Origin of the sequence: Xanthomonas sp. 4461 (genome assembly GCF_024806475.1) — a bacterium.
GTDB classification, from domain to species: domain Bacteria; phylum Pseudomonadota; class Gammaproteobacteria; order Xanthomonadales; family Xanthomonadaceae; genus Xanthomonas; species Xanthomonas arboricola_F.
Window position 1 is genome coordinate 1,216,414 of record NZ_JANTYV010000001.1, and the last position, 17,977, is coordinate 1,234,390.

A 17,977-nucleotide genomic window follows, 5' to 3' on the forward strand; every position below is an offset into this window, starting at 1 on the left:
CATGAAACTGCTGATGATTCTGGTTGCAGGCGTGGCGATCGGTGCAGGCGGGTATTGGTGGCTGGAACGCGGCGCGCCGGAGGCGACGGTCACGCAGCCGGCGAGCGCGTCGAGCGTGGCTGCGCAACCCGCGAACCAGATCGTCGCCTCCGCACCTGCTGCGCAACCTGCGCCATCGATGCCAGCCGATGCTGCAGTCGCAGGGCCGAGCCCAGTTGCAGCAGCAGCAGCCGCGCCGGCAACCGATGCGCAATCAACGGGCAACGCCCTACTGATCCCGGTCCAGGGCATCGACCGCGGCCAACTGCAGGACACCTTTACCGATGCACGCAGCGAAAGCCGCGTGCATGACGCCATCGACATCCTGGCCCCGGCCGGCACGCCGGTGCTTGCCGTGGCAGATGGCACGGTGGAAAAACTGTTCGACAGCGACCGCGGCGGCTTGACCGTGTACCAGTTCGAGCCCGGCGGCACGTACTGCTATTACTACGCGCATCTGCAGCGCTACGCCGATGGCCTGGCCGAAAAACAATCCATCAAGCGTGGCCAGGTGATCGGCTATGTCGGCAGCACCGGCAATGCCGATCCGGCCGCACCGCATCTACACTTCGAGATCCATCGCCTGGGTCCGGAAAAGCAGTGGTGGAAGGGTGAGGCGTTGAATCCCTACCCCGTCCTGCACGGCGATCAGCTCCTTCAGTAAGAGCGGCTGACAAAGCATGGCGGGCAGTCGTGAGGTGGTGTGGGCGGCGCGGAGAAACCGGGGTGTAAGCGTGGTACATGCCGCACCGGGCACCGGCCGCGCCCCCTGGCGGTGCACAGTCGGCTTGTTTGTTGCTCCAAGGCAACCCTGCAGCACGCGCCATACAGAGGCCGCGCGGTGTGAGGTACTGGTGGCATTGCAGCAACTTGCACGCGGCGATGCCGTCCAACGACATCGCCGCGCTGCCTGACAGGTGAGATCAGATCAGATCAGCATCCCGCCCGACACCTCGATACGCTGCGCATTGATCCATCCGGTGCCCGGCGCCAGCAACGCCGCCACGACCGGTCCGATATCGTCCGGCAGACCGGGCCGGCCCAATGCGGTGACCGAGGACACCATCGCATTGACCTGCGCGTTGTCGCGGACGCTGCCGCCATTGAAGTCGGTTTCGATGGCGCCCGGCGCCAGCGTGTTCGCGCGAATGCCGCGTGCACCCAACTCTTTTGCAAGATAGCGGGTAAACACTTCCACCCCGCCTTTCATCATCGCGTAGGCCGACGAACCCGGCAGCGCAAAACGTGCAAGGCCGCTGGACACGTTGAGGATGCGTCCGCCATCGGCGATCAGCGGCAGCAGCGCCTGGGTCAGAAAATACGGCCCCTTGAGATGGATATCGACCAGCGCATCGAACTGCGCGGGCGTGGTGTCGGCAATGGCCGCATGCAATCCGGTACCGGCGTTGTTGACCAGCGCATCGAACTGCGAGCGCCCCCACTCGGCCATCACGTCCTTCAGCTGCGCTACGAATGCGGGGAAGGTATCGGCCAGCGCGACATCCAGCGGCAACGCATGCGCGCGACGGCCCAGCGCCTGGATCTCGGCCACCACGGCGGCGGCTTCGCCGGCCTGGCTGCGGTAGGTCAGCACGACATCGTTGCCTTCGGCAGCGAGCGCAAGCGCGGCATTGCGGCCCAGGCCACGACTACCGCCGGTGATCAAGGTGATGGGTGTGGTGGTGGTCGACATCGGCACGCTCCATAAGTGGGTGTGGCCCAGCCTATTGCGCTTGCCGCACCGCATAAATCAGCTCACGCTGATTGCACCGTTCAAGATAATCGACCAATCGATGGACACCACCGAATCGTTGCGTGCCTTCCTGCGCGTTGCCGAGCTGGGCAGTTTCACCCGCGCGGCCGAGACGCTCGGCTTGCCCAAGGCCAGCGTCTCCACCGCCGTGCAACGGCTCGAGGCTTCGCTTGGCACCCAGCTCCTGCATCGCACCACACGGCGCGTGCAACTCACCGGCGACGGCGCGGCGTTCTATCAGCGCAGCCGCGACCTGCTCGACGACATGGACGAATTGCACACCATGTTTCAGCGCGAGCATGGACAGCTGCGCGGTCGCCTGCGCGTGGACATGTCCGCTGGCATCGCGCGCAATTTCGTGATCCCCGCCTTGCCCGCGTTTCTGGCACGGCACCCGCAGCTGGAAGTGGAAATCAGCGGCACCGACCGTCGCGTGGATGTGGTGCGCGAGGGATTCGACTGCGTGCTGCGCGTGGGCACGCTGGAAGACACCAGCCTGGTCGCACGCCCGCTGGGCGCGTTTGGCATCGTCAGCTGCGCCAGCGCCGATTATCTTGCCCGCCGCGGCCTACCGACGTGCCTGGACGATCTGGCGCAGCACGATCTGGTGCATTACGTGCCGACGCTCGGGCAACGCTCGCCCGGCTTCGAATATCGCGACGGCCAGAGCTATCAGGTGTTGCCGATGCGCGGCCCGGTGACGGTGAACAATGGCGATGCGTATCTGGCTGCCGCGTTGGCCGGGCTGGGCATCATCCAGGCGCCTGCCAGCCCGTTGCGCCCGCATCTGGACAGCGGCGCCCTGATCGAAGTGCTGGCCGAGCTGGCACCCGAGCCGATGCCGGTCACGTTGCTCTATGCGCAACGCCGCCATCTTCCGCAGCGCGTACGCGCCTTCATGGACTGGGTGGCAGAGGTGATGGCGCCGCAGTTGCAGCCGTTGCTGCCTTGAGCCGGCGTGCCGCGTTCTGGTCGAAGGATCGAACGCGCGTCAGTGTTGCAACGCGCTCACGGACTTTTTGGCAGCGGCCACGACCAGCGGTGTCGCACGCCGTGCAGCGTTGCCGGGACGCCGCCGCAAGCAGCCGCGCCATGGCATGACAGATCGACGGAAACACAAAAAACACAGGCACCCTTGCAGGTGCCTGTGTCACTTCGGCAGGATCGAACGTCAAGCCAGCTGACGTCGCCCTCGATCAGAACGCGTAGTTGAAGGTCAGCATGCCGTTGCGCGATGCGCCCCACGCGCCGTAGCCGCCATTGAATTGCGAGTAGTAGCGCTTGTCGAGCAGGTTGTCGACATTGAGCTGCACCGAGAACTGCGGCGACAGGCGGTAACGGGCGAAGGCGCTGACCAGGGCGTAGGCACTCTGCTGGAAGGTGCCGTACACCGGGTCCACGTAGTACGAGCGGTTTTGCCAGTTGACGCCGCCACCCACGGTCAGATCGCTCCACGCGCCCTGCGGGGTGTAGCTGTTGAACAGCTTGATGGTGGTGCGCGGCAGATGCGTATTGATCGAGGTGCCACTGTCATCGCGGGCGGTGTAGTGCGAGGCACCGAAAGTCGCATTCCAGCCAGCGGCCAGACGGCCGGACAGCTCGAAATCGAAGCCTTCGCTGACCACGCCATTGGCGGCCTCGAATGCAGACTCGCTGCTGCCCGGCACAAAGCCGCCGGTGGCCACGCCCAGGTTGTCCTGCTCGATGCGGAACAGCGCCAGCGAGGCATTGAGCTGGTCGTCGAACCAGGCTGCCTTGACGCCGGCCTCGTAGCCCTTGCCGCTCAGCGGGTCGAGGTAGCCGCCATTGGCATCGCGCAAGGTCTGCGGATTGAAGATTTCGGTATAGCTGACGTAGGTGGACCACACATCGTCGATGTCGTACACCAGACCGGCGTACGGGGTGACTTCGGTCTGGCTATCGGAGAACGGTGCAAGCCCCTGCGCCGCATCGAAGTTGCGGCCATCGATCTGCCAATCGGTATAGCGCGCGCCCACCAGCAGCGTCAGCGGCTCGGCCAGCGAGAAGCGCGCGGCCACGTAGGCGGCCTTCTGCTTGATGGTGCCGTCGCTCTGCACGGTGCGCGGGCTCCAGTTGGGTTCCGGGTAGGCGCCGGTCCAACCGAAATAGCTGTCCAGCGGCGCCGGGAAATCGAAGGTGCCGTTGTTGACGTATTCGCGGCGGTTGTAGCTGGCGCCGGCCACCAAGTGATGCTCGCGGCCGAACAACTGGAACGGGCCTTCCGCGTAGACATCGGCGCCATCGGCCTTGCGCTCGGTCTGGTAGTTGCCCGAATACGGCACCACACCGCCGCCGGTGGCACGGTCGAAACCGAAGATCGTGTAGAACGGGTAGAACAGGTGATTGGCCGCCTCGGTCTTCTCGTGGCTCACATTGGCCTTGAGCAGCCACCCGCTGTCGAAGCTCTGCTGCAGGCTGGCGAAGGTGCGCTGCAGACGCGTATCCCAGAACGTCCAGTCGGCCGCCGGATTGAACGAACGGTCGTAGTTGGTGCGGGTGCCATCGCTGTAGAACAGCGGGAAGCCGCCCCAGGTGACGTCGTCCGATTCCTTCTTCTGGTACTCGTAACCCACGCTCAGCAAGGTGCTGTCGGTGAGGTCGGCATCGATGATGGCCGAGCCGATCTTCTTGCGCAGGTTGTAGCGGTCCATGTCCGATTCGCCGTCCTGATACACACCGACCACGCGCGCGCGCACGGTGCCTTCAGGGCTTAGCGGCACGGTGACATCGGCCACGCTGCGGGTCTTGTTGAAGTCGCCACCGCCCACCGACACGGTGCCGGTGAAATCGCGGCTCACCGCATGCTTGCGCACCAGATTGATCGAGGCCGACGGGTTGCCCGAGCCGGTCAACAGACCGGTGGCACCGCGCACCACTTCCACGCGGTCGTACAGCGCCACATCCAGCGCCGAGTCGCCATAGCTCCAGGCCTGCTCCATGTACGCCGGAATGCCGTCGAACTGGTAATTGTCGATGTAGAAACCACGCGCATAAAACTCCAGCCGCTCGCTGTCGCTCTGCGCGACAGAAATGCCGGAGACGTTGTTGAGCACGTCGGTGATGCTCTGCAGGTTCTGGTCGTCCATGCGCTCGCGCGTGACCACCGTGACCGACTGCGGAATCTCGCGCAGCGACAGGTTCATGCGCGTACCGGCCGTGGTCTTTTCCACCGTATAGCCCTTGACCTGCTCGCCCTGCACGTTCAGCCGGTCCAGGGTGGTGACTTCGGCTTCGCCGGCCGGGGTTTCAGCCATGGCCTGGCCTGCCGACAACGTGCACAGCGCGGCAAACACCGCATGCGACAGCGCGCGCGGGCGCAGCCCAATGGGAAGAAGACGCATTACGGTAGGACGATTCATCACAGCTCCGGCACAGACAGTCGAGGACATCCATCACGGCAGTGCCGGATGGCGAACAAAGGGGGAGGACGCGCCACGCAACCGTGGCAGCGCACCATTTTAATGGGAATGATTCACATTTTAAATAGCCGGATCGGCATTTGTTTAGCAGTGCTTGATACAAGCGAGCGCTACCAAATAGGAAGGCGCGTCCTGCAGCCATTGCGGCCGAACTCGCATAGACGCGACACTCGGAACGGGAGCTGCTGAACAGGTGGCTGATGCAATGACGCGCGATACGACGGGAATCACATGAAAAAATGCTGGATAGCCATCGCTCTACTGCTGTTGTGCGCGCCGGCAGTGAGTGCTGCGGAGTCTGGAAAAACACCGTTGCATGACGCCTGCCGGGTACCCGGCAACGCCGTACACGAGGCAGGTCTTGTGCAGATTGGAGGCATCCAGCAATGGGTCACGGTCGAGGGCCAGGACTGCCGCAATCCAGTGGTGCTGATCGTCCATGGCGGGCCGGGCAACCCCAACACGCCGTTTGCGCAACGCTTGTTCGGCAGCTGGACGCGCGATTTCACCATCGTGCAGTGGGACCAACGCGGCTCCGGCAAGACCTATGCGGCAAGCAAGCCTGCCGACGGCGAGCCGCTGACCATGCAGCGGCTGACCCAGGACGGCAGCGAGGTCGCACGCTATGCCTCGCAGCGGCTGGGCAAACCCAAGCTCATCCTGATGGGCGGATCGTGGGGCTCGGCACTGTCCGTCACTATCGCCAAGGCGAATCCGAACCTGTTCCACGCTTATGTCGGCACGGCGCAACTGGTCAATTACCAGGACGACATGGCGTCGAGCTACGCCAAGACGCTGAGCCTGGCCCGCGCAGCCAGCGATGCGGATGCGATCGGCAAGCTGGAGAAGATCGGCCCGCCGCCATGGACCAACCCACGCAACTTCGGAATCCTGCGGCGCATCACGCGCAAGTACGAAGCCCTGAGTACCGACCAGGCACCAGAAGATTGGTTCACCTTCGCAGCGGAGTACGACACGCCCGACTACCGCGCAGCCTATGAGGCCGGGGAAGACTATTCCTTCCTGCAGTTCGTCGGACTGGCAGGCGACGGCATGGGCCCGCAGATCGACCTGCGCGCACTCGGGCCGCAGTTCGCCATGCCGGTCTATCTGATTCAGGGCGAACAGGATCTGGTCACTCCGGCGCACATCAGCAAAGCCTATTTCGATGGTCTTTCTGCACCAAGCAAGGAATTCCTCCTGCTACCACGCACAGGACACGATCCCAATCCGCCGATGATGGACGCACAGCTGAAGGTGCTGACCAGGATCCGTGCAGCGGCGCTGGCCAACGATGCGCACTGAAACACGCAAGGGGCCCGTTGAACGATGACGGACCGCGCATCGCTCGCGAGATCCAACAAAAAAGCCGGCTTTCGCCGGCTTTTTCTTTCAAGCACCACGCAAGGCGTTACAGCGCCTTGGCTGCCGCAACCACGTGCTCGGCCGTGATCTTGAAGTACGCATACAACTGATCGGCCGGCGCCGAAGCACCGAAGGTGTCGATGCCGACCACATCGCCATCCAGGCCCACGTACTTGCGCCAGAAGCCGGTCACGCCTGCTTCCACCGCCACGCGCTTACGCACGGCGTTCGGCAGCACCGACTCACGGTACGCAGCGTCCTGACGATCGAACACATCGGTCGACGGCATCGACACCACGCGCGTCTTCAGCCCGGCCGCGTCCAGAGTCTGCTTGGCTTCCACCGCCAGCCCGACTTCCGAACCGGTGGCGATCAGGATCACGTCGGGCGTACCGCCTTCGGCATCGGCCAGCACGTAGCCACCGCGTTCGATCAGCTTGAGCTGCTCGGCGCTGCGCGGCTGGTGCTGCAGATTCTGGCGACTGAAGATCAGGCAGCTCGGACCATCCTTGCGGGTGATCGCAGCCTTCCAGCTCACCGCCGATTCCACCGCATCGCCCGGGCGCCACACATCGTTGTTGGGGATGTAGCGCAGCGAGGCCAGGTGTTCCACCGGCTGATGGGTCGGGCCGTCCTCGCCCAGGCCGATCGAGTCGTGCGTATACACGTGGATGGCGTGCGCCGGATTCAGCGCACTCATGCGCACGCCGTTGCGGGCGTAGTCGCTGAACACCAGGAAGGTGGCATCGAACGGAATGAAGCCGCCATGCAGCGCCAGGCCGTTGGCAATGGCGGTCATGCCGAACTCGCGCACCCCGTAGTAGACGTAGTTGGCATCCGGGTCGTCGGTGGCCACCGACTTGCTGGCCTTCCACAGGGTCAGGTTGGAATGCGCCAGGTCGGCCGAACCGCCGATCAGTTCCGGCAACAAGGGGGCGAACGCTTCGATCGCAAGCTGCGAGGCCTTGCGCGAGGCGATGGTCTGGCCGTCTTCCTGCGCCTTGGCGATGTAGGCATCGGCCTGGGCAATGAAGTCTGCCGGCAGCTCGGCGTGCGAGCGGCGGGTCAGTTCGGCGGCTTCTGCCGAATACTGCTTGCCGTACTTGTCGAACAGCTGCTCCCACTCGGCCTGACGCAGCGTGCCGGTGCCGCCTGCGCGCCAGCCGGCGTAGATCTCTTCGGGGATTTCGAACGGGCCGTACGGCCATTCCAGCGCCTTGCGGGCGCCCTCGAGTTCTTCCTTGCCCAGCGGCGCGCCATGCGAGGATTCCTTGCCGGCCTTGGTCGGCGCACCGAAGCCGATCTTGGTGCGGCAGCAGATCAGGGTCGGCTTGTCGCTGTTTTCCAGCGCCGCTTCAATCGCCGCCTTGATCTTGTCGGCGTCATGCCCGTCGACATCGCGGATCACGTGCCAGCCATAGGCCTCGAAACGCGCCGGGGTGTTGTCGCTGAACCAGCCGGCGGTGTTGCCGTCGATGGAGATCTGGTTGTTGTCCCAGAACGCGACCAGCTTGCCCAGGCCCCAGGTACCGGCCAGCGAGGCAGCTTCATGCGAGATGCCTTCCATCAGGCAGCCGTCGCCCATGAACACCCAGGTGCGGTGGTCGACGATTTCCAGCTCAGGCCGGTTGTAGCGCTGCGCCAGCAGCTTCTCGGCCAGCGCAAAGCCCACGGCGTTGGCAAAGCCCTGCCCCAGAGGGCCGGTGGTGGTCTCGACGCCCGGGGTTTCGCTACGCTCGGGGTGGCCGGCGGTCTTGCTGTGCAGCTGACGGAACTGCTTGAGCTGCTCGATCGGCAGGTCGTAGCCGGACAGGTGCAGCAACGCGTACTGCAGCATCGAGCCATGCCCGTTGGACAGCACGAAGCGGTCGCGGTTGAACCATTGCGGGTTGTTCGGGTTGTGCCGGAAATAATCGTTCCACAGCACTTCGGCGATATCGGCCATGCCCATGGGCATGCCGGGATGGCCGGACTTGGCGGCTTCGACCGCATCTGCGGCGAGAAAACGGATGGCGTTGGCCAGCTGGCGGCGGGTGGGCTGGGTCATGGGCGTCTATGGAAGCGGAGGGGAACACCGCTGGAAGCGGAGACGCCTATTCTCCCACACACCGCGTTACGGGGATCGCGAGTCGGGGAATGGGGAATGGGGAATCGGATGCAGCGTTGCAGGTTAGTCGCTAACGCCCCTTGCACCACAACTCCTGCCGCAATGCGGCACGCCCCCCATTGCACGTACCGATCGCACCAGCCCGCTCTACCCATTCCCCATTCTCGATTCCCTATTCCTCGCCTTTGGCGACCAGGGTCGTCAGTGCCAGATCACCCGTCACGTTCAGCGCCGTCCGGCACATATCCAGGAAGTGATTGACGCCCAGGATCATGCCGATGCCGACCGGGTTGACCCCGACCATCGCGCAGATCAGCGCCACCACCGGCAGCGAGCCGGACGGCACGCCCGCAGTGCCGATGCCGCCCAGGATGCAGACCAGCATCACCATGAACTGCTGGCCGAGGCTCAAGTCCACGTTGAAGAACTGCGCCAGGAAGATCACCGTCACCCCTTCGAACAAGGCAGTGCCGTTCTGGTTGGCGGTGGCGCCCACGGTGAGCACGAAGCGCGACACCCGCGGCGGCAGGCCCATCTCATCGGCCACGCGCAGGGCGGTGGGCAAAGTCGCGTTACTGGAGGCGGTGGAGAACGCCATCATCGTGGCTTCCTGGGTCTGCCGGAAGAAGCCGATCGGCGAGCGCCCGGCGAACTTCACCGCCAGCCCGTAGCTGACCACCATGTGCAGGCCCAGCGCCAGCACCACCACGCCCACGTAAGCGCCCAGGCGGATCAACAGATCGAAGCCGAACAGCGCGGCCAGGTTGAACATGAAGCAGGCCACCGCATATGGCGCTAGGCGGATCACCAGCCCGATCAGGGTCATCGAGATTTCGAAGATGCCTTCGATGCCGCGCCTGAGCGTGGCGACCTTTTCGTCGGCGGTCAGCACCATGCCCACGCCGAACATCACCGCAAAAAACATCAGCGACAGGATCGCACCGTTGCTGGAAGCCGCAGCGATCACGTTGCTGGGCACGATCGACAACAGCATGTCCATGCCCTGCGGCTGGGTGCCGGAGCTGGAGATGATCTCGCGGGTGCGGTCGGCGTTTTCCTGGATCAGCTGATTGGCCAGCTGCGGGTCCACGCCCGCACCGGGTTTGAGTACATTGACCAGCACCAGGCCGAGCAGCACCGCAACGCCGGACAGCACGACGGTGTAGCCCAGGGTGCGCCACCCCACCCGCCCGAGCGCGCGGATGTCGCCCATTTCGGAGATGCCCATCACCAGTGCCGAAAACAGCAGCGGCACGATCAGCATGAAGATCAGATTGAGGAAGATCTGCGAGAACGGGGTGGTGACGTACTTGGTCACCATACGCACCCAATCGGCATCGCTGCCGGCCAGGTAGTAGACCGCCAGACCCAGCAGCAGACCGACGGCGAAGCCAATGCCCATCTTCCAATGCAGGGGCAGGCCCGGGCGGCGTGCGGCGGGGGATGCAGTCATCTGGTCTGGCCTTATCTGGACACAAGCCCCGGAGCTTAACAAACGCCATCGATGCGGCCACCTACCCAGCCTGCCGCCGTGCGCCCGTCCGAGGGTAGGTGGCCGGCTCGGCATCAGGTGATGCAGGCGCTGGAGCGAGCGAGGACACCGTGCCAGACAGTCGGTCGGCACTCGTCTGGAAAGCTGTCTATCGTGCGGCATGCACCACACGTAGAGCCGATGCTCGATGATCGAACAAGCCGCATCCAGCACTGCTCTTCCATGCGCACCGACCAACTCGACTGGTCCTTGCCCGCCCACCATCGCGGGACCTTACGCGGCATGGATGCCGCGTAAGAGCTTACAGGGACGTACTTGCAGCGTGTCCCGCGATGGTGGGCGGGCAAGGGCCTTGCAGCCAAATGGCAGCCGCGACGCCTTGCCCTCGGCAACACAGCGGATATCCGGAACCAAGCGCGGCTAGCAAAACGTGGAGAGCAGTTGCCGGATCGATGTGGCGGCGCGCGCACAACCGGCGTGCATGAGCGGGAAGCGAGTTCCGGAGCGCCGGCCACACCCGCCTGGCGATCGCATAGCCCTTCTTAGCTGATCCAAGAGCTACAACGATGCACAACGAAGCCCTGCTTCTCGCCCTTCGGCCGCTGCCGATACCGCGCAGGCGATCAGGGCGCTGGCGGATACAACGGCGCCAGCACCTCAGGTTCTGCAGCGCTCGCATGCCGCCAGCGTGGTCCCTTGGCAAAGGCCTCGCGCAGTGCAGACCGCGCGCCTGCCACATCGCCATCGCCGCCCCAGCGAGCGCGCTGCATGCGCGCCACCGCGGCGCGTTGAGCGGGATCTGCCAGCGCTGCAAGCACGCTGTCGATATCGGCCACGCCCGCCATGCCGCACAGCACGGCGGCCACATCGTCCATGCCGCCGCTGTCCAGCGCGCGGCGCAACTCGGCCACGCCATGGGTCACACGCCGCCCCGGCACGGGCGTATCGCCGCCGTTGGAACTGGGAGCACCGCGCGCGCCAGTGCGTCGACGCAACAACGCCCACCCCAACGTCACGCCCCATAACAATGCAAAGCCCACGGCCGCAGCGATCCAGCCCCATGGCCGTTGCGTGGGCGGCGGCTGCAGGCTCAGCGTGCCAGCGGTCGGGGCAGGCGCTGCGGCAGTGCTCGACGGGCTTGCAGCGGGTGCAGGCCCGGGCGTGGCGAAGGCGCCACTGCCCGCGGCCACATCCAAGGTCAGATCCGGCACCGAGGCGGTCTTGGCCGCACCTGCACCGACGTCCCACCACGCTACCTGCAGGCCGGGCACCACCAACGGGCCGGCGCGGTTGGGCACGATCGAATAGCGACGGGTCAGCCGCAACTGCGGCGAGCCGTCCACAAAACGTTCTTCGTATTGCGGCGGCTCGGCAAACACCTGCGCATCGGGCACGCTCGGTGTGGGCAACTCGGGGAACTGCGCCTGGGTGGCGCCACGCGCGCTGGCCTCCACCACGAACTGCGTCGCCTCCCCTGCGGTTGCGCGCTGCGGCGTGGCCGTATAGCGCAACTGCAGGCTGCGCAACGGCAGCCACGGCTGCGGCGCATTGGCCGGTTGCGCGCGTACCTGCAACGCAATGCTGGCGCTGCGCGCACTCAGCTCGCCGTTGCCGCGACCGAAATAATCGTCGAAGAAGCCGCCGACTGAGCGCCCATTGAAGCGTGCGGACGGCAACAGCAGGCGCCCACTGCGCTCAGGCACCAGCAAATAGCGTCGCTCCACCACGTTGTACTGGCGTCCGTTGACTAGCTTGACCGAACTGACGTCATCGCCGATGCGTTGCAGCGATGCGCCATCGGGCGCTTCCAGGTCCAGCTCGCCCGAGGCCAGCTGCGTGGCGAAGTACAACCGCACCACCACGCCCACGCTTTGCTGCACGTAAGGCTGCGGGTCGTCCACCTGCGTCTGGACGAAGACCTCTTCATTGCCCTGCGCCTCGCTTGGGCGACTGGCACCGGCGTTGCCGGTGCCGCCACTGCGACTGCCATTGCTCGCCGGATCGTTCGCCGAGGCCACCACCTGCAGTCGCAGGGGCTCGGTACGCTCGTTGCCGACCCGGATCGCAGGCACGATCAACTCGCCGCTCTTGCGTGGCGTCAACACCACGCCGAACAAGGCGCGTACCGTGACCGACCCATTGGTCACCTGCATCTGCTGACTGGCGCTCTTGGCGCCCAGTGCAAACTCGTTGCGCAACGGCGTGTAATCCGGATCGACGCCGCGCTGATCGGTTTCGATATTCAACATGACCACATCGCCGGCATTGGCGCTGTCGCGGTCCAGCCAGGCGCGCGTGACCGCACCGGCCGGCGCGCAAACGAACAGCATCATGCACGCCAGCATGCCGATCGCGCCGCGGCGCAAGTGGTGTGTGCCGATCATCGTCCGTCCCGTTGTCTGCGTTCGTATTCCAGCCTGAATTTGGTGCGCAGCAGGCTGCCCGGATCGTCCGGCACGCGCCGTAACCACGCATCCACCGCCTGGCGTTGCTCGCGCTGCTCCGGCGTCTCGCTTGCCAGGGCGTCCTCCGGCTTGCCCTTCGCATCGGCGCCCTTGTCGCCGGCCTGCGCCATCGCCTGCTGCATCTTGCGACGCTGCGCGTCGTCGGCCTGTCGCTGCGCCTTGGCATCGGCCGATTGCGGTGGCGTGTCTTGCTTGCCTTGCTCGTCCTTGCCGTCCTTGGACGGTTGCTGCTGCGACTTGCCGTCCTGCGCCGTCTGCGCGTCGGACGGTTGGTCCTTGCCGTCTTGCTTGCCTTGCTCGCCTTGCTGGTCCTGCCCATCCTTGCCGGGTTTTTTTGCGTTCTGCGGGTCTTGCCCGGACGCATCCTGACCGGGCTTGTCCTTGCCCGATTGATTCTGGTTCTTGGACTGACCTTTGCCATCCTTGTCGTTGCGCTGCTGCCGCTTGCGCGCTGCATCGACCGCCGCGCGATTGGCGATCGCATCGGCCTGCTTGGGATGTTGCTTGAGCGCACGATCGTAAGCGGCAATCGCCTCGTCGTACTGGCCTTGTCGCGCCAGCGCATTGCCCAGGTTGTACAGTCCCTCGTCGGTCGGTACCCCTTCAAATGCTTTTTGCGCAGCGGCAAAATCGCCTTTGCGGTACGCCTGCACGCCGGCATCCAGACGCTGCTGCTGCACCTGATCGGCGCGCTGCCACAAGGTGCCGTCGGCCGCCTGTGCAGGCTGCGCCAGCGGCAACACGCACATCAGTGCCACCATCGCCACGACTGCGCGGCGTCTGAACGCCAGCAACGCCAACAGCATCACCGGCAGCACCAACCAGTAGCCTTCGTCGAGCCAGGTCTTGCCGCCACTGGCTTCGGCGGCTTCGTCGGCCAGCGGCTGCTGCGCGGGATCGAGCACACCCAGCGCTTGCAGGTCGGCGTCGTCCGGCGCAATTCGCGCGTAGCGCCCACCGCCCTGCCCGGCCAGGTCGCGCAGACTTGCCTCGTCCAGTTTTGCCTGCGCGATCTCGCCGCTACCGGTGCGGTAGGCGGCGCCACGCGGGCTGCCTACCCCGAGCGCGGAGACGTGGAATCCACGCCCACGTGCGGTGCGTGCGGAGCTTTCCGCCGAGCCGTCCGCGCCATCGCTGACCAGCAGGATATCGCCCTGCTTGAAGCCGGCCTGCTGCAACAGCCGGGCCGCTGCATCGATGGCCCTGTCGGCACGTTTGCCGTCCACCGGCATCACCGACGGCGACAACGCATCCAGAAACAGGGCCAAGTTGGCCGCGTCTTCGGTCAACGGCGCAACCGTGAAGCTTTCGCCGGCATACGCCAGCAAGGCAACTTCGCCACCGGCGCGCTTGCGCAGCAGCGTGGCCAGTTTGGCGCGCGCCTGCAGCAGGCGCGATGGCGGCAGATCGGTCGCGTTGCTGCTGGACGACAGATCCAGTACCACCACCAACGGCATGCTCGATTGAAACACCGGGCGCTCGGTCTGCCGCCAGCTCGGCCCGCTCATCGCCACCACCGCCAGCGTGTAGGCCAGCGCAGCCGCCACGAAGCCCAACCATCCCCGCCGGCCACCGGCCACCAGCAGGCCCGGCAACAGATGCGCGTCCACGCTGTGACGCCACACATTGGCACTGCGTCGACGCAGGTGCCACAGCAGCGCGGCCGGCGCGAGCAGCAACAGCGCCCACAGCCAATCCGGGCGCAGCAGATGCAGCGCGGCCAGTCCTTCGGGCAGCGCGTTCATCGCCATCTCCGCGGCAGCACGTAGGCGAGCAACGCAACCAGCATGGCAGCGCCCAATGGCCAGTAGTAACGCTCCACGCGTGGCTGCACCGACGGGCCGACCGCCTTCACCGGCTCCAGCCGGTCCAGCTCGGCATAGATGCCGGCCAGCTCTTCGGTATCGCGGGCGCGGAAGAACCGGCCCCCGGTCTGCTCGGCAATCTTGCGCAAGCCCGCTTCATCGATATCGTCGTTGCCGCCTGCCGGGATCGGCACGCCGAACAACGAGTAACCGCCGCTGCCGCCGAAGGCGATGGTGTGCACACGCACGCCCTCCGCCTTGGCCAATTCGGCCGCCTTCAACGGGTTGAGTACGCCGGCGGTATTGACGCCATCGGTGAGCAACACCACCACGCGCTGGCCCTGCTTCTGCTCGCGCAGCCGTTTGACCGACAACGCGATCGCATCGCCAATGGCGGTCTCGCGCCCGGCCAACCCGACAACGCTGTCGGCCAGCTGGTCGCGTACCGAGGTCAGGTCGGCAGTGAGCGGTGTCAGCGCATAGGCGCGCTGACCGAACACCAGCAGGCCGACGCGATCGCCGTCGCGCCGATCCAGAAAGTCCGACAGCACCGCCTTGGCAGCGGTAAGGCGGTCGACCACCTTGCCGCCGAGCACCATGTCCGGCTCGCTCATGCTGCCGGACAGATCCACTGCCAGCATCATCTGCCGCGCCTCGCGCGGCGGCTGGATCACCTCGCCCAGTTGCTGCGGACGTGCCAGCGCGGCGCACAGCAGAAACCAGCCCAGCCACGCCAGCCAGCGCGGCATGCGCAAGGCGGGCACGCGCCGTGCCTGGGCAACCGCATGCAATTGATCGGCATACGGCACGCGCAGTGCCGCCGTGTCGGCACGGCGCTGCGGCCAGAACCACATCAGCAGCGGCAGCGGCATCAACCACCACGCCCATGGCCACGCGCAATGCGCCAGCGCGTCCTGCCATTGCGACCACTGCAGCCAGTTCATCGCTGGCCCCGCATCAACCGCAGGAAGCGTTGCCGCGCCAACACCTGCACGGCATCCAGATCGGCCACCGCCGGTGCGCGTTGAAACCCACCTTCGAGCAATGCCCGTCCTGGCCCCTGCGAAAAAGCCTGCGTCTTGCTCTTGCGCCCGTCCAGAAACTGCAACCACGCCTCGCCCTGCAACCGATCGGCCTGCGCATCCACCGTGCGCGCGGCGCGGCGCAACAGCATCGACAAGCTCGCCAGGCGCTGCGCGGGCGCTGTCGCACGCTGCAGCTCGGCATCGAAGGCAGCCAACCAGCGGCGCTGCTGACGACGACGGCGCCACCACCAGAACCACGCACCAACCAGCACCAGCACGACCGCAGCGATCACCAGCCACCATCCCGGCGCCAGCGGCCACCACGACGGCGACGGCGGCAGATGGACATCGCGCAGCGGGAGCGATTGCGGTGCCATCGTCAAGCGCCCCGCATGAGCGTGCTGCCGCTCAGCCACGCATCGCTGGCGTCATCGGTGGACAGGCGATGCAAGCGCACGCCGCGCGATTGCAGCAGCGTGGCCAGCTGTTCCAGCGGCGCGACGAACTCGGCCTGCCAACGCGCGCGCGCAGCCTGACTTGCGAGGTCCACCGCAATGCGCTCGCCGCGCACATCGAAGCTCAGCGCGCGCGCTGGCGGCGACAGTTCCAGGGGATCGACCAGCACGATCACCACCACCTCGTGGTGCAGCGCCAGACCGGACCAGCGCGTCGCCGAAATCTTGCTGGCACTGCGCGGATCGGCCAAAACCGTCAGCCGCGCGCCGGGACGCAGCAGGCGTGCGGCATGGTCCAGCGCAACATCCAGCCCGGCATCGCCAGGCGGAGGTTGCGCATACCAGCGCGCCAATGCGTCCAGCACCGGCAGCACGCCGCGCTGGCCCGACCGCGGCGCAATCGGCGCCTCGCTGGCGGTACCGCGCAAAGCGGCAATCCGGTCGCCCTGTCGCTGCGCCAGCCATGCCGCCACCGCACCGGCGCGCGCCGCCTGCACCGACTTGTAACGCACCCGCGTTCCGAAGAAGAGCGCAGGCGAGGTATCGGCAACGATCAGGCTCAAGCGTTCGCGCTCGGCCTGAAACAGCTTGGTGTGGGCGCGCCCGGTACGTGCGGTGACGCGCCAGTCGATATGGCGCGCGTCGTCGCCGGCCACGTATTCGCGCGACTCGGCGTACTCCATCCCGCGCCCGCGGGTGGCGGCCGGCACCGGCCCCACCAGCCCCTGCCGGCCACGGCCGGGCTGCCCGCGATGCAGCGCAGTGCCGCGCAATGCGATCAACTCGGCAAGGCTCGGGCGCAGACCATCGCCGGCAACGGACGAGGCAGGATTCGCAATGGAGGAAGACGGCATCGAAGACATCGGAGTCGGGCGAGAGGGCGGCAGACCTCGGCAACCCGCTGCCCGATCAGGGCAGCGGAATCTTGTCCAGCAACGCGGCAACCAGGCGCTCGCCATCCCAGCCTTCCGCGGTGGCTTCGTAGCTGGGCAAGACGCGGTGGCGCAGCACGTCCGGCGCGATGGCGCGAATGTCGTCCGGGGTCACATAGTCGCGCCCGGCCAACCACGCACGCGCACGCGCACAGCGTTCCAGCGCAATCGAGCCGCGCGGGCTCGCACCCCAGGCAATGCGCCGTGCCAATGCCGGGTCGTAGCGTTGCGGGTCGCGCGAGGCCAGTACGATTTCGATCAGATAGCGCTCGAGCTGCGGAGCCAGATGCACGTCCAGGACCACGCGTCGTGCGGCGAAGACATCTTCCAGCGGAATCTTGTCCGGGACGGTTTCGTGCTTTTCAAGTGTGTCGCGTGCCGCCTCGCGTGCCAGGCGCAGGATTTCCGCCTCTGCATCGGCCTGCGGGTAGCCGATACGCACGTGCATCAGGAAACGATCCAGCTGCGCCTCTGGCAACGGGAACGTGCCTTCCTGCTCGATCGGGTTCTGCGTCGCCATCACCAGGAACAGCTGCGGCAGCGCATAGGTATGACGACCCACCGTCACTTGCCGCTCGCCCATGGCCTCCAGCAATGCGGACTGCACCTTGGCCGGCGCGCGGTTGATTTCGTCGGCCAGCAGGATGGGGTGGAAGATCGGTCCTGGCATGAACTCGAATCGGCTGTCCTGCGGACGCCAGATTTCGGTGCCGGTCAGATCGGCTGGCAGCAGATCCGGGGTGAACTGCACCCGCGCGAAGTCGGCTTCCAGTCGCGAGGCCAGCGCGCGGATCGCGGTGGTCTTGGCCAGCCCGGGCGCGCCTTCGACCAGCAGATGCCCATCGGCCAGCAAGGCGATCAGCAGCCGCTCGACCAGCGCCGACTGACCGACGATGCGCTGCGCCAGCGACTCGCGCAGGGAGGTGAATTGACGATGCAGCCGGTCCTCGGCGGGCGCGGCAGCGGCTTCGGGGGGCAGTAGCGGCGGTGCATTCATAGACCCAGTGTGACCGATTCGAGCGCAATTGGTTCACTGCAGGTCAGGAAGATGTTCAGTGAGTGACCAAGGTCATATCTGGCTTTGCCGCCAAAGCTAGAG

General features: G+C 65.9%; 12 protein-coding genes, 1 other RNA gene and 1 pseudogene. 3 read left to right on the plus strand and 11 right to left on the minus strand.

What is annotated here, in order from left to right; all coding sequences use genetic code 11:
• The first annotated feature begins 1 nt into the window (after window position 1).
• Window positions 2-703, plus strand: a complete 702-nt coding sequence (locus FHY19_RS05225) for a M23 family metallopeptidase (RefSeq protein WP_259162626.1) — start codon at window positions 2-4, stop codon at window positions 701-703.
• A gap of 4 nt (window positions 704-707) precedes the next feature.
• On the opposite strand, the gene FHY19_RS05230 is transcribed toward FHY19_RS05225, so the two are convergent.
• Window positions 708-782, minus strand: a non-coding RNA gene (locus tag FHY19_RS05230) — sX9 sRNA.
• Between the two features lie 185 nt (window positions 783-967).
• Entirely contained in the window at window positions 968-1,732 is a 765-nt protein-coding gene (locus tag FHY19_RS05235) for an SDR family oxidoreductase (RefSeq protein WP_259162627.1), read from the minus strand.
• 34 nt (window positions 1,733-1,766) lie between these two features.
• Here FHY19_RS05235 and FHY19_RS05240 point away from each other — a divergent pair, with 34 nt between their 5' ends.
• Entirely contained in the window at window positions 1,767-2,744 is a 978-nt protein-coding gene (locus FHY19_RS05240; protein ID WP_259164004.1) for a LysR family transcriptional regulator, read from the plus strand.
• A gap of 244 nt (window positions 2,745-2,988) precedes the next feature.
• Here FHY19_RS05240 and fhuE read toward each other — a convergent pair whose 3' ends face one another.
• Window positions 2,989-5,172 (minus strand): ferric-rhodotorulic acid/ferric-coprogen receptor FhuE, encoded by a 2,184-nt coding sequence (gene fhuE, locus FHY19_RS05245; protein ID WP_259162634.1) that lies wholly within the window; start codon window positions 5,170-5,172, stop codon window positions 2,989-2,991.
• 291 nt (window positions 5,173-5,463) lie between these two features.
• Between fhuE and FHY19_RS05250 the strand changes: the two are divergent.
• Window positions 5,464-6,396 (plus strand): annotated as a pseudogene (locus FHY19_RS05250) (alpha/beta hydrolase); the annotation flags it as partial.
• 247 nt (window positions 6,397-6,643) lie between these two features.
• Here FHY19_RS05250 and tkt read toward each other — a convergent pair.
• From tkt to FHY19_RS05290, 8 genes are all read right to left on the minus strand, one after another.
• Window positions 6,644-8,644, minus strand: a complete 2,001-nt coding sequence (gene tkt, locus FHY19_RS05255) for a transketolase (protein WP_259162641.1) — start codon at window positions 8,642-8,644, stop codon at window positions 6,644-6,646.
• 232 nt (window positions 8,645-8,876) lie between these two features.
• Window positions 8,877-10,157, minus strand: coding sequence for a dicarboxylate/amino acid:cation symporter (locus FHY19_RS05260; RefSeq protein ID WP_259162643.1), 1,281 nt, complete (start codon window positions 10,155-10,157; stop codon window positions 8,877-8,879).
• A 662-nt stretch (window positions 10,158-10,819) separates the two neighbouring features.
• Entirely contained in the window at window positions 10,820-12,580 is a 1,761-nt protein-coding gene (locus tag FHY19_RS05265; RefSeq protein ID WP_259162645.1) for a BatD family protein, read from the minus strand.
• A complete protein-coding gene (locus FHY19_RS05270; RefSeq protein ID WP_259162655.1) occupies window positions 12,577-14,406 on the minus strand; it encodes a VWA domain-containing protein in 1,830 nt (609 codons plus the stop codon). The genes FHY19_RS05265 and FHY19_RS05270 overlap by 4 nt, the downstream gene beginning before the upstream one ends.
• Window positions 14,403-15,410: a VWA domain-containing protein gene (locus FHY19_RS05275; RefSeq protein ID WP_259162657.1), complete on the minus strand. Its 1,008-nt coding sequence runs from the start codon at window positions 15,408-15,410 to the stop codon at window positions 14,403-14,405. Before FHY19_RS05275 ends, FHY19_RS05270 begins: the two co-directional genes overlap by 4 nt.
• Window positions 15,407-15,868, minus strand: a complete 462-nt coding sequence (locus tag FHY19_RS05280) for a DUF4381 domain-containing protein (protein ID WP_259162661.1) — start codon at window positions 15,866-15,868, stop codon at window positions 15,407-15,409. The genes FHY19_RS05275 and FHY19_RS05280 overlap by 4 nt, the downstream gene beginning before the upstream one ends.
• Before the next feature lie 2 nt (window positions 15,869-15,870).
• On the minus strand, window positions 15,871-16,833 hold the full coding sequence (locus tag FHY19_RS05285) for a DUF58 domain-containing protein (protein ID WP_259164014.1): 963 nt from the start codon (window positions 16,831-16,833) through the stop codon (window positions 15,871-15,873).
• 22 nt (window positions 16,834-16,855) lie between these two features.
• A complete protein-coding gene (locus FHY19_RS05290) occupies window positions 16,856-17,875 on the minus strand; it encodes a MoxR family ATPase (protein ID WP_005995826.1) in 1,020 nt (339 codons plus the stop codon).
• Window positions 17,876-17,977 lie beyond the last annotated feature (102 nt).